Source organism: Actinoplanes sp. NPDC023936, from assembly GCF_040639325.1.
In the GTDB taxonomy this organism is placed as follows: domain Bacteria; phylum Actinomycetota; class Actinomycetes; order Mycobacteriales; family Micromonosporaceae; genus Actinoplanes.
Genome location: NZ_JBEZZR010000010.1, coordinates 19,070 through 30,878 on the forward strand (window position 1 = coordinate 19,070; position 11,809 = coordinate 30,878).

At 71.4% G+C, this 11,809-nt stretch carries 10 protein-coding genes; 6 read left to right on the forward strand and 4 right to left on the reverse strand.

Annotated elements, in window-relative coordinates:
- Positions 1–26: 26 nt before the first annotated feature.
- Entirely contained in the window at positions 27–1,316 is a 1,290-nt protein-coding gene (locus tag AB0F72_RS15705) for an ROK family protein (protein ID WP_360430820.1), read from the reverse strand.
- Positions 1,317–1,362: 46 nt separating this feature from the next.
- Here AB0F72_RS15705 and AB0F72_RS15710 point away from each other — a divergent pair, with 46 nt between their 5' ends.
- On the forward strand, positions 1,363–2,583 hold the full coding sequence (locus tag AB0F72_RS15710; RefSeq protein WP_360430822.1) for an MFS transporter: 1,221 nt from the start codon (positions 1,363–1,365) through the stop codon (positions 2,581–2,583).
- Positions 2,584–2,609: 26 nt separating this feature from the next.
- On the opposite strand, the gene hisC is transcribed toward AB0F72_RS15710, so the two are convergent.
- Together hisC and AB0F72_RS15720 are read right to left on the reverse strand one after the other, a co-directional pair.
- A complete protein-coding gene (gene hisC, locus AB0F72_RS15715) occupies positions 2,610–3,692 on the reverse strand; it encodes a histidinol-phosphate transaminase (protein ID WP_360430824.1) in 1,083 nt (360 codons plus the stop codon).
- Positions 3,689–4,789 (reverse strand): RDD family protein, encoded by a 1,101-nt coding sequence (locus tag AB0F72_RS15720; protein WP_360430826.1) that lies wholly within the window; start codon positions 4,787–4,789, stop codon positions 3,689–3,691. Before AB0F72_RS15720 ends, hisC begins: the two co-directional genes overlap by 4 nt.
- A 170-nt stretch (positions 4,790–4,959) precedes the next feature.
- Here AB0F72_RS15720 and AB0F72_RS15725 point away from each other — a divergent pair, with 170 nt between their 5' ends.
- The 3 genes from AB0F72_RS15725 to AB0F72_RS15735 all read left to right on the forward strand — a co-directional run bounded on the left by AB0F72_RS15725 (position 4,960) and on the right by AB0F72_RS15735 (position 8,518).
- Positions 4,960–5,466 (forward strand): Lrp/AsnC family transcriptional regulator, encoded by a 507-nt coding sequence (locus tag AB0F72_RS15725; RefSeq protein ID WP_360430828.1) that lies wholly within the window; start codon positions 4,960–4,962, stop codon positions 5,464–5,466.
- Positions 5,467–5,494: 28 nt separating this feature from the next.
- The gene (locus tag AB0F72_RS15730) at positions 5,495–6,787 is read left to right on the forward strand and encodes a hypothetical protein (RefSeq protein ID WP_360430830.1); all 1,293 of its coding nucleotides are present in this window, start codon (positions 5,495–5,497) and stop codon (positions 6,785–6,787) included.
- A gap of 72 nt (positions 6,788–6,859) precedes the next feature.
- Positions 6,860–8,518 carry a fumarate hydratase gene (locus AB0F72_RS15735; protein ID WP_360430832.1) on the forward strand — a complete coding sequence of 553 codons (1,659 nt, stop codon included), beginning with the start codon at positions 6,860–6,862 and terminating at the stop codon, positions 8,516–8,518.
- A 276-nt stretch (positions 8,519–8,794) separates the two neighbouring features.
- On the opposite strand, the gene AB0F72_RS15740 is transcribed toward AB0F72_RS15735, so the two are convergent.
- Positions 8,795–9,310, reverse strand: coding sequence for a hypothetical protein (locus AB0F72_RS15740; protein ID WP_360430834.1), 516 nt, complete (start codon positions 9,308–9,310; stop codon positions 8,795–8,797).
- A gap of 286 nt (positions 9,311–9,596) precedes the next feature.
- Between AB0F72_RS15740 and AB0F72_RS15745 the strand changes: the two genes are divergently transcribed.
- Positions 9,597–10,394, forward strand: a complete 798-nt coding sequence (locus AB0F72_RS15745; RefSeq protein ID WP_360430836.1) for a BTAD domain-containing putative transcriptional regulator — start codon at positions 9,597–9,599, stop codon at positions 10,392–10,394.
- A gap of 4 nt (positions 10,395–10,398) precedes the next feature.
- A complete protein-coding gene (locus AB0F72_RS15750) occupies positions 10,399–11,796 on the forward strand; it encodes a class II fumarate hydratase (protein ID WP_360430838.1) in 1,398 nt (465 codons plus the stop codon).
- The last annotated feature ends 13 nt before the right edge of the window (positions 11,797–11,809 follow it).

Consider the following 11,809-nt stretch of genomic DNA (forward strand, 5'->3'; position numbering starts at 1 on the left):
GCTCAAGTCAGCACGTGGCGTTGTGGTCATGTCAGGTGGGGCAGCAAGGCTGACCACGCCTCCTCTGCGGCACCGGCGATCGGGCCCTCGTCGTCGCCGAGTGTTGCCGGCAGGACCGGGGGCGGCGCCTCTCGATGGATCAGCATCAAGCCGTCGCGGTAGGCGGCTTGGATCGCTTCCGGGACGGTTGCCAACAGGTCCACGCCCAGTCCGCCGAGCGTGACCAGGTCGGCGTCCAGGCCGTTGACCAGGCCGGCGATGCCTCGGCCCAGCGCCGCACCCACTGCTCGGACCGCCGTCAGCTCGGCCGCGTCGCCGCGTGCTGCCGCAGCGATGACGCGGCGGGCGTAGGTGACCTCGTCGCGCGGCGGTGGCTGGTTCAGCAGGCGGGCCAGGGCGGTGCCGTCGACGGCCGTGCCCCAGCAGCCGGAGGCGCCGCACGGGCAGCGGATCGCCGGGTCGCCGAACGGCATGTGGCCGAACTCGCCGGCCGCGCCCCGCGCGCCGATCACCGGGCGGCCGTCCTCCACCACGGCGCCGCCGAGACCGGCCTCGATGCGCAGATGCAGAGCGACCGAGGCGCCGGCCGCGGCACCCCGGCGGGACTCGGCGGTGGCGGCCAGTGTCGCATCGTTGCCGGCCACGAAGACGCCCGCGCCGGGCCGTCCGTCCGGCCGCGGGACGCCCGCGCCGGGCCGTCCGTCCGGCCGCGGGACGCCCGCGCCGGGCCGTCCGTCCGGCTGCGCGACGCCCGCGCCGGGCCGTCCGTCCGGCTGCGCGACGCCCGCGCCGGGCCGTTCGCCCTGGTGGGACGTGGCCTCTTCAGGCCAGAGGCTTGTCAGGTCGACGTCGTGCCAGCCTGCGGTTGAGGCGTCCAGGCGCAGGGTGCGGGAAACCGTGCCGGGGACCGAGACTCCCACGGCGCGGACTCTGTCCCCGTACTCGGCGAGGATTGTGGAAATCGCGGCCGTGACGGACGCACGGACCTCGTCCCAGCCGGTGGTCGCGTGTCGTTGGGACCGGGAGGCGGCGGTGGCGCCGCCCAGCTCGACCAGGTCGATGCGCCAGGCCTCGTGGGTGATCGCGAGGGCCAGCACGAGCGGGCCGGCCGGATGCGGCAGCAGCACGGTGGTCGGGCGGCCGCGGCTGCCGCTCGGTGCGGCCGGGGCCTGGACCAGCAGCGACGCCCGGCTCAGCTTGGTGACCAGCTCGGTGGCCGCGCCGGTGCCGACGCCGAGCAGCCTGGCCGCGTCGGCGCGGGTGACACCGGGCCGGTGGTGCACCACCCGGAGAAGCTCGGTGGAGCGGGTCGTCACGTCGAACTCCTTTATTTTGCTCTTCGTTAGAGCTTATTCTCGGGCGGTGAAACTCAACCGCCCGGCGCTGATCGTTCTCGGTGCTTCCACGTTCTGCTACGTGACAGCTGAGACCCTTCCGATCGGCCTGCTCCCTCAGATCTCCGCTGGTCTCGGTGTGTCCGAGGCGCAGGTCGGCCTCCTGCTCACCAGCTATGCCGTGGTGGCCGCACTGAGCACGATCCCGCTGACCGCGCTCACCATGCGGGTCCCCCGGCACACGTTGCTGGCGGTCACGGTAGCGGTCTTCGTCGTCTCCCAGGCAGCGGCCGCGCTCGCGCCCACCTTTACGGTGCTGGTCCTCTCCCGGCTGATCTGCGCGCTGGCGCACGGCGTGTTCTGGTCGGTGATCGGGCCGATCACCGCGCGGCTCGCCCCGCCGGGACAGGTCGGGCGGGCCACCTCGCTGGTCTTCATCGGCAACTCGCTCGCCATCGTGTTCGGCGTGCCGCTCGGCACCGCGCTCGGGCAATGGCTGGGCTGGCGGATGGCGATCGGCGTGATCGCGGCGGCCGGGGCGATCTGCTTCGTGGCGATGATCGCGCTGTTGCCGGCCATGCCGGTGCTGCCACGGGACCGGGCGACCCGGCTGAAGCGGCAGATGCGCGACGCCGTGCTGATCCTGCGCAACCGGCGGGTGGCCGGCCTCTGCGCGGTGACGGTGGTGGTGGTCGTCGGGCACTTCGCGGCGTACACCTACATCGCGCCGCTGGTCCGCCGGGACGCCGGGCTGGACGGCGCGGCGCTCAGCGCCCTGCTGCTCGGGTACGGCGCGGTCGGCCTGATCGCCAACTTCGTGGTGGGCCGGTTCGTCGACCGGCGGCCCGGCCCGATCCTGCTCGGGCTCACCCTGGCCGTGGCCGCCTCGATCGTGCTGCTCGCGCCGGTGCTGGGACCTGTCGCGACGGTGCTGGCGGTGCTGATCTGGGGTGGCGCGTTCAACGCGATCCCGGTGCTGCTCGGCTCGGCATCGCTGCGGGTCGCGCCGACCAGCCGGGACGCGGCCTCGGCGGTTTACGTGGTGGCGTTCCAGATCGGCATCGGCAGCGGGGCGTTCATCGGCGAGCGGACGGTCAGCGCCGGTCACCTGGCGGCCCTGCCGGTCGTGACGGCGGTCTTCGCGGTGGCCGCGGCGGTGCTGGTGGTGACGTTCCGCAGCACCTTCCCGGCCCGGATCAGCGCCGAAGAGCATCACCGGGCCGAGCAGGAGGCCGTCTCCGGAGGTTGAGCCCTGCTGAGAACGGCCCGGCCGGCTCAGGAGGCCAGGGCCGCCTCGGCAGCCGCCAGGAACAGGTCGTTCTCCTCCGGAGTGCCGACCGTGACCCGGACGCCGTCGGGCTGGAAGCCCCGGACGATCACGCCGCGGTTCTCGCAGGCGGCGGTGAAGGCGGCGGTGCGCTCGCCGAGCGGCAGCCAGACGAAGTTGGCCTGGCTCTCCGGGACGTCGATCGAGAGCTTCCGGAGCGCCTCGGTGAGCCGGGAGCGTTCCGCGACGACCAGGGAGCAGCGGCGGCGTACCTCGTCCTCCTGCTCCAGGGCGGCGAGCGCGGCCGCCTGGGCCACCGTGCTGGTGGAGAACGGGGTGACGACCTTGCGGATGGTCGCCGCGACCTCGGGCTGGGCGACCAGGTAACCCATTCGCAGCCCGGCCAGGCCCCACGCCTTGCTCATGGTCCGCAGCACCACCACGTTGTGCCGGTCGCCGTAGGTCTCGAGCGCGTCCGGCACGTCGGGGTCGGTGACGAACTCCCGGTACGCCTCGTCGAGCACCACGAGCACGTCGGAGGGCACGGAGTCGAGGAACCGGTCCAGCTCGGCCTTGCGCAGCGCGGTGCCGGTCGGGTTGTTCGGGTTGCAGACGAAGACCATCCGCGTCCGGTCGGTGATCGCGGCGGCCATCGCGTTCACATCGTGCCCGTGACCGGCGGTGTTCGGCACCCGGATGCTGGTCGCGCCGCCGCCGGCCGCGATGATCGGGTACGCCTCGAACGACCGCCACGAGTAGACGATCTCATCACCGGGCAGACAGGTGGATTTCGTCAGGATCTCCGCGAGCCCGACCGAGCCGCAGCCCGTCACGACCCGCGCCGGGTCCACGCCGAACCGCTCGCCGAGCACCTCGCGCAGCCGGATCACGCCCATGTCGGGGTAGCGGTGCACCGACGACGCGGCCTCGGTGACGGCCTCCACCACGCCGGGCAGCGGCCCGTACGGCACCTCGTTGCTGGCCAGCTTGATCGCCTCGGCGATGCCCAGTTCCCGGGCGAGGTCGGCGACGTTGCGGCCGGGCACGTAGTTCGGCAGCGCGTCGAGGTCGGCGCGGGTCAGCCGAGTCATTGTGGTCCTCCGGGAGTGTTGCCGCCCGGCGCGGGCGGGACGGTGGGTGGGGCTCCGTGCGGGACGGCGACCACGACGGTGGCCGCCGCCTTGTCCGGCCAGCCCTGGCGGAGGCGGGTGTCGAAGACCGGCGAGAGCGAGGCCAGGAACTGGATCACCAGGCCCACCCCGCACCACCAGAACAGCGTCCACATGCCGAGCCGGGCCCACCGGGCGAACGCCCGCCCGAAGCCGAGCGGCGCGGTGCTCTCGATCGGGACCACCTTGATCCCCATGGCTCGTTTGCCGAGCGTCTGACCGCGGTTGGCGGTGGACGGGGCCTCGTAGAGCAGCCAGAGCAGGGTGGCGACGAGCACGATGGCGATCGACAGCGTCTGCATCCGTGAGGAGGCGGGCGCGGCGACCAGGGCGTCGTTGCCGGCCTCCATCTGCCTCATCTGCTCCTGCACGATCGGGTAGAACTCCTGCCAGTACTGATAGATGAACCAGCCGTTGACCACGATGTTGAGCAGGAGCACGGCGACGATGTCGATCAGCCGGGCGGTCAGTCGCCGGCCGAGGCCGGCGAGGGGGAGACCGTGCGGCATCGCCTGCGGCACGGGATAGAGGTACGCGTGGGGCGGCTGCCCGGCCCACGCGGGCTGACCCGGCGGAACGGGCTGGCCGGGCTGCGGCTGCGGTCCGGGGGGACCCGGCCACCCGGGCGGCGGCGGCATGCCGGGCGGCGGCTGCCAGCCGGGCGGGGGCGGCGGCTGCGGTCCCCACCCGGGTGGCGGACCGTAAGCGGGCGGCGTCTGGCCGGGCGGTGGCCCGTAGGCGGGTGGCGTCTGGCCCGGCGGGGGACCGTAGACCGGCGGCGTCTGGCCCGGCGGCGGACCGTAGGCGGGCGGCGCGGCGTAGGGCTGCGGCGCTGGTGAGACGGCCTGCGCCGGTGCCGCGGGGGCGGGCGCCGGAGGCTCCGGCTCGACCGCGGGCGGGCCGTCCGGCGGGGTCGCGTCGGCCGGGATGGCCTGACCCAGCCAGCCCTCACCGTCCCAGTAGCGCTGGGTGCTGGTGTCGGCCGGGTCCTTGTACCAACCCGCGGGAAGCGAACTCATGGGCAAACCTTTACCAGAACGACCTGACCGTTCCCTGCGGCCCGGTCTTTGATCTCAGTGTCCCAGGTCGCTCCAGTGCTTTCCGAAGACAGTGGCCCGGCCCGATGTTCCAGGCAACAGTTCCCTTCCAGTCTGATCAGACTGCGCAATACGTACGGTAGTTTCGCGTGATGAGTGAGCAAAGTGTGCAACTCGATGGCCTCGATGCCCGGCTGATCGAGTTGCTCGAGGCGGAGCCCCGGATCGGTGTGCTGGAGCTCTCCCGCCGGCTCGCGGTCGCCCGTGGCACCGTGCAGGCACGCCTCGACAAGCTCGTCGACCGGGGCGCGATCAAGGGGTTCGGCCCGGAGGTGGTCCCGGCCGCGATCGGCTTCGGCGTGACCAGCTTCGTGACATTGGAGATCCGGCAACGGTACGGGCATGACGCCGTCGCCGGGCATCTCGCGGACATCCCCGAGGTCCTCGAAGCGCACACGATCACCGGGAGCGGGGACATCCTGTGCCGGATCGTGGCGCGCGCCAACGCCGACCTGCAGCGGGTGATCGACCAGATCGTCGGGTACGAGGGGATCGTCCGGGCGCACACGATCATCGCGCTCGCGGAGCTGATCCCCTACCGAACCGGGCCGTTAGTGCAATTTATCGGGTCGACACGGACAAACAGCCCTCGCGAGTGAAGTCGATCGAGGTCATTACCCTGCCGGAATGGCCGCGGGCGGGGGTTCCTGGAAGGGATACACGGTGCTCACCGCCGCGGTGGTCGTCACCGTGCTGGCCAGCACCGGCGTCTGGAACCCGTTCCCGCAGGTGTGGGAGTGGGTCAACCGGAGCGAGCCGGTCGCGGCCGGGGCCCGCTGGCAGCAGCGGATCGGCGGCACCCCGCAGAGCGTCGCCGTCGTCGGCGACGCGGTGATCGTCGAGTACCGGACATCGGTCGAGGCGTTCGGGCTGACCGCCGCCGTCCCGCTCTGGAAATCCGACTCGGACTGGGCGTCGATCGCCGGCTCGGGCGACGACGCCGTGGTGGTGACCGGCCGGCTGCTCACCAAGGGCTACCAGGTGCTCGACCCGCAGACCGGCGCGGTCCGCCGGTCCGACACGACGGCCGGCGCGGTCTGGACCTACCGGGACGCGATCGTCGATCTGAGCTGCTCCGGTGGCAACGACTGCCGGCTCACCGCCTGGGATCCGAAAGCCGGCACCGAGCTGTGGAGCGTCGACACCGGCGGCATCGGTTTCGTGCTGGACGCCGCCAACCCCGACCTGCCGGACACCCGGCGGCTGGTCTCCGGGGACGTGGACGACGACGTGGCCGGGCCGCCGCCGCTCCCGGAACTGATCGGCCTGCCGCACGACGGGCAGATCCGGGTGATCGACACCGCGAAGGGCACTGTGGTGAAGACCGTCCGGGCGGCGCGCGACCAGCGGATCGTGGTGGTCGGCGGCCGGGTGCTCACGGTCAGCGGCACCTCCGCCGACGGGACCTGTTACTACGAGGTGGTCGCCAGCGACCCGCCCGGTGACGCGGTGGTGTGGCGGCGGGACGGGCTCAACCTGCGTACCGCCGACAACGGGGCGGACTGTGCGCCGGGGCGGGACCCGGCCGGCGGCTACAACGTGCTGCTCGGGGTCGACCCGTACGGCCGGGAAGTGCTGATCAACGGCAACGACGGGCGCAACCTCTGGTATGGCGACAAGGAGTCCGACGTGCTCGCCGTGAACGACTCCTACGCGGTGATCCGGGAGGGCGACACGGTACGCGGTTACTCGTTCAGCAAGGACAAAGCGGTGTGGCGGCAGACCGGCCGGGAGAAGGCGGGCGCGGCGCTCACCCCGTACGCCGCAATCGTGGTTTCCAAGAATCGGATCACCGCCCTGGCACCGGCGTCGGGCGCGGTTCGGGCCGATGTGCGTACCGGTGCGAAGGTCTTCGCCGCGGGGCCGGAGGGTTTGATCGCCGTCTCCGGACGTGACATGGCCTACCTGCCGTTCTCCTGATCTGTGATCGAGAGAGCGACTCCTCGGGGAGGGTTCGCGCGGGGCGGGCCGGCTGCCCTAGGCTTGCCGCTCATGAGCAGAGGCGCCGCTTTCACCTACTCGCCGCTCTTGCCGGCCGGCGAGGACCTGACTGAGTACCGTCTGGTCACGGACGAGGGCGTGGACGTGGTCGAGGGTCCGGGGGGCCGCCGCTTCCTGACCGTGGAGCCGTCCGCGCTGACCCAGCTCACCGCCGAGGCGATGCACGACATCGCGCACTACCTGCGCCCGGCGCACCTGGCCCAGCTGCGCTCGATCATCGACGACCCCAAGGCGTCGCCGAACGACCGCTTCGTCGCGATGGACCTGCTGCGCAACGCGAACATCGCGGCCGGCGGGGTGCTGCCGATGTGTCAGGACACCGGCACCGCGATCGTGATGGGCAAGCGCGGCCGGCACGTGCTCACCGACGGCACCGACGAGGCGGCCATCGCGCTCGGCGTCTACCAGGCGTACACCCGGCTGAACCTGCGGTACTCGCAGCTCGCCCCGCTGACCATGTGGGACGAGAGGAACACCGGGACGAACCTGCCGGCGCAGATCGAGCTCTACGCCGAGGACCCGGGCGGGCAGCCGGACGCGTACAAGTTCCTCTTCATGGCCAAGGGCGGCGGCTCGGCCAACAAGTCGTACCTTTACCAGGAGACGAAAGCGCTGCTCAACCCGCAGCGGATGATGCAGTTCCTGGACGAGAAACTGCGCCTGATCGGCACCTCGGCCTGCCCGCCGTACCACCTCGCCGTGGTGGTCGGCGGCACCAGCGCCGAGCACGCGCTGAAGACCGCGAAGCTGGCCAGCGCGAAGTACCTGGACAACCTGCCCACCTCCGGCACGATGCTGGCGCACGGCTTCCGCGACCTCGAGCTGGAGGCCGCGGTGCTGGAGCTGACCCGTGACTTCGGGATCGGGGCGCAGTTCGGCGGGCGGTACTTCTGCCACGACGTGCGGGTGATCCGGCTGCCCCGGCACGGCGCGTCCTGCCCGGTCGCGATCGCGGTCTCCTGCTCGGCGGACCGGCAGGCGGTTGCGAAGATCACTCCGTCGGGTGTCTGGCTGGAGCGGCTGGAGACCGACCCGGCGCGGTTCCTGCCGGACGTGGAGATGGGCGAGGAGCCGGTCGTCCAGGTCGACCTCAACCGGCCGATGTCGGAGATCCGCGCCGAGCTCAGCAAGTACCCGGTCAAGACGCGTCTCTCGCTGACCGGCCCGCTCGTGGTGGCCCGGGACATCGCGCACGCGAAGATCGCCGAGCGGCTGGACGCCGGCGAGCCGATGCCGCAGTACCTGCGCGACCACGCGGTCTATTACGCCGGACCGGCGAAGACCCCCGAGGGGTACGCGTCCGGCTCGTTCGGCCCGACCACGGCCGGGCGGATGGACTCCTACGTGGAGAAGTTCCAGGCGGCCGGCGGCTCGATGGTGATGCTCGCCAAGGGCAACCGATCACAGCAGGTCACCGACGCCTGCCGGACGTACGGCGGGTTCTACCTGGGCTCGATCGGCGGCCCGGCGGCCCGGCTCGCCCAGGACTGCATCCGGCACGTCGAGGTGCTCGAGTTCCCGGAGCTCGGCATGGAGGCGGTCTGGAAGATCGAGGTCGAGGACTTCCCGGCCTTCATCGTCGTGGACGACAAGGGCAACGACTTCTTCGCCGAGGTCACCAAGCCGATGCTGAGCATCGGTAAGCGCTGACACCACGCCCCGGCGTGGGTGAGGTCGCACGCGAGTGGGCGTCCGCGTGGGTCAGGTCGCACGGTTGCCGTCTGTGTGCCGGCGTCTTCGCCCCGGCGTGGGTGAAGGCGCACGGAGTTGTTGCGTGCGTCCTCATCCACCGCTCGGTTGAAAGGGGTCGCGCCCGTCGTTGTCGAGGGCTCCGAAATCGGCGAGGCGAAGCCGTGGTCGATTTCGGCGCCCTCGACAACGACTCAAAGGGGCGCGACCCCCGCCGAGCGGAGCGAGGCCATCAGCTCAGCCGCAGTAACCGGCTACCGGGCTCAGCCACTCGGCGAGCTGGGTCTTGAGGGTCTTGTCCAGGTCCTTGGTGGACTTGATCTTCTCGATGTAGTCGCGGTCCTTCGCGCTCTTCTCGATCTTTGTGGCCGAGGCGTCGCCGGCCTCCTTGAGCTCGGGGTTCTCCGCGCTCTCGGTCTCCTTGCGGATCTGGGTGCCGACCGACTTCAGCTCGGCGGCAGCGGCCTTCTCGGCCTTCTTCGCCTCGTCGGTCTGCTTCGCCTCCTTGTGCGCGATCATCTTGCCCAGCTCGGTGCCGAAGTCACCCAGCGCGGCGCTGAAGACCTTGTTGAGACGGCCGCACACCTTCTCGGTGTTCGCCGAGTAGTCCGGCGCCGGCTCGGTGGTGGCCGGGGCGGCGGAAGCGGTGACGGCGGCCGGGGCCGCGATCTCGCTGGTGTTCGCATCGCTCTCACAGGCGGTGCCGGTCAGCAGCACGCCGCCGGCGAGCGCGGCCAGGATGGCGCGTCGCATCAGGGGATCCTCTTCGTCGGGGGGTCATCCAAACTCGCACCGACGGTACGTTCCGTTCGCTACCGCGTCCAACCGAGCGTGATCATCAAGATACGAACAGCCCGTCCGGGGTAGCACCCCGGACGGGCCGTGCGCCCCCGTTGAAAGCCGGGCCGCCCCGCCGCAGAAGGGGCGCTCAAGCGGCGGAGCGGCGCTGAGAACAGCGTGCCCGAGGGCGCTCTCGTTTCACTGTCGTTCCGGTCCTCTGTGCTCGGATAGGCTCGCGGGCACGGCACACGGGGAACGGGTGACTACCTTGCGCTACCGCATCCTGGGGCCACTCTCTGTAACTGACGACGAGCAGAACGTGGCTGTCACGGCGACTCGCGATCGCATCGTGCTCGCGATGCTGCTCCTGCGTCCCGGCCGGATCGTGGGTGTCGGCGAGCTCACCGAGGCGGTCTGGGGCGCGACGCCGCCGGCCACCGTGCGGTCGTCGTACCGGAAAGCTCTTGATCTTTGGCGGGGCCCCGCCTGCGCGGAGATCGACGCGCCGGCCGTGCGCGCGGCGGCCGCCGTTCTGGAGGAGCGGCGCGCCTCGGCTGTCGAGGACTGGGCGGACCTGGAGCTGAACGCCGGGCAGGCCCGGGAGCTGCTCGGCGAGATCGCCGGGTGGGTGGAGCAGTTCCCGCTGCGCGAGCGGCTGCACGGCCAGCTGATGACCGCGCTCTACCGGTCCGGGCGGCAGGCGGACGCGCTCGCCGAATTCCGCCGGGCCCGCGACGTGCTGCGCGGCGAGCTCGGCATCGAACCCGGCCCGGAGCTGCAGGAACTGCATCGAAGCATGCTCGCCGGGGAGAGCCGGGCCGCCTCGCCGGCCTCGGTTCGCTCGCGGGTGCGTGGGCCATGTACGGCGAGGCCTTCCGGGTGGCACGGGAGCGGAATCTCCCGTACCCGATGGCTCGGGCCCAGGCCGGGCTCGCCGACTGCCTGGACCACGACGATCCGGAAGCCGTCAGGCTCCGGGCGAACGCGTGTGATCTTTTCGACCGGATGGGGATCACCACGATCGACGGGCGTCCCGTCAACCGGAGAGAGAGGATGAAACCGTGACGACTGACGAGAGTGGCTACCGCATCGAACGCGACACGATGGGCGAGGTACGCGTGCCCGCCGACGCTCTGTGGCGCGCGCAGACCCAGCGTGCCGTGGAGAACTTCCCGATCTCCGGACGCGGGCTGGAACCCGCGCACATCCGCGCGCTGGCCCGGATCAAGGGCGCCGCGGCGCGGGCCAACGCGAGCCTCGGTGTGCTGGAGAAAGACTTGGCCGACGCGATCGCGGTCGCCGCGGCGCACGTCGCCGACGGTGGTTACGACGACCAGTTCCCGGTCGACGTCTTCCAGACCGGCTCGGGCACCTCGTCGAACATGAACGCCAACGAGGTCATCGCCACGCTCGCGTCGCGCGACCTGGGCAAGCCGGTGCACCCGAACGACCACGTCAACGCGTCGCAGTCCAGCAACGACGTCTTCCCGTCCTCGATCCACCTGGCCGCCACCGAGGCGGTCAGCGCCGACCTGATCCCGGCCCTCGGCCATCTCGCGTCAGCATTGCGGGAAAAGGCACAGGCCTGGTCCGGTGTGGTGAAAAGCGGCCGGACCCACCTGATGGACGCCACCCCGGTCACTCTCGGACAAGAATTCTCCGGGTACGCGCAACAGGTCACCAACGGCATCGAGCGGCTGACCGCCACCCTGCCGCGGCTCGGCGAGCTGCCGCTGGGCGGGACCGCCGTGGGGACCGGGGTGAACACGCCGCCCGGTTTCGCGCCGGCCGTGATCGAGCTGCTCCGCGAGGAGACCGGCCTGCCGCTGAGCGAGGCGCGCGACCACTTCGAGGCGCAGGGCGCCCGGGACGCGCTGGTCGAGGCATCCGGCCAGCTACGGGTGGTGGCCGTGGGCCTCTACAAGATCGCGAACGACATCCGCTGGATGGGCTCCGGGCCGCGCGCCGGTCTGCGTGAGCTGCGCCTGCCTGACCTCCAGCCGGGATCCTCGATCATGCCGGGCAAGGTGAACCCGGTGGTGCCCGAGGCGGTTCGCCAGGTCTGCGCCCAGGTGATCGGCAACGACGCGACGGTGGCCTTCGCCGGCACCCAGGGCGACTTCGAGCTGAACGTGATGCTCCCGGTGATGGCCCGCAACGTGCTCGAGTCGATCCGGCTGCTGGCCGCGGTCTCCCGCCAGCTCGCCGACCGGTGTGTCGTGGGCCTGGAGGCGAACGAGGAGGTGGCCCGGGCGTACGCGGAGGGCTCGCCCTCGATCGTCACCCCGCTCAACCGCTACCTCGGGTACGACGAGGCGGCCGCGATCGCCAAGCAGGCGCTCGCGAGCGACCGGACGATCCGCGAGGTGGTGATCGAACGCGGTCACGTCGCGTCCGGGAAGCTCACCGAGAAGCAGCTCGACGAGGCGCTCGACGTGCTCCGTATGACCCGTCCGTAAATTGACTGCCGTT

Bases quoted from the DNA above. Each gene is read 5' to 3' on its own strand.
- hisC (WP_360430824.1), bottom strand. From the start codon at position 3,692: ATGACTCGGCTGACCCGCGCCGACCTCGACGCGCTGCCGAACTACGTG.
- AB0F72_RS15720 (WP_360430826.1), bottom strand. From the start codon at position 4,789: ATGAGTTCGCTTCCCGCGGGTTGGTACAAGGACCCGGCCGACACCAGC.
- AB0F72_RS15725 (WP_360430828.1), top strand. From the start codon at position 4,960: ATGAGTGAGCAAAGTGTGCAACTCGATGGCCTCGATGCCCGGCTGATC.
- AB0F72_RS15730 (WP_360430830.1), top strand. From the start codon at position 5,495: ATGGCCGCGGGCGGGGGTTCCTGGAAGGGATACACGGTGCTCACCGCC.
- AB0F72_RS15735 (WP_360430832.1), top strand. From the start codon at position 6,860: ATGAGCAGAGGCGCCGCTTTCACCTACTCGCCGCTCTTGCCGGCCGGC.
- AB0F72_RS15740 (WP_360430834.1), bottom strand. From the start codon at position 9,310: ATGCGACGCGCCATCCTGGCCGCGCTCGCCGGCGGCGTGCTGCTGACC.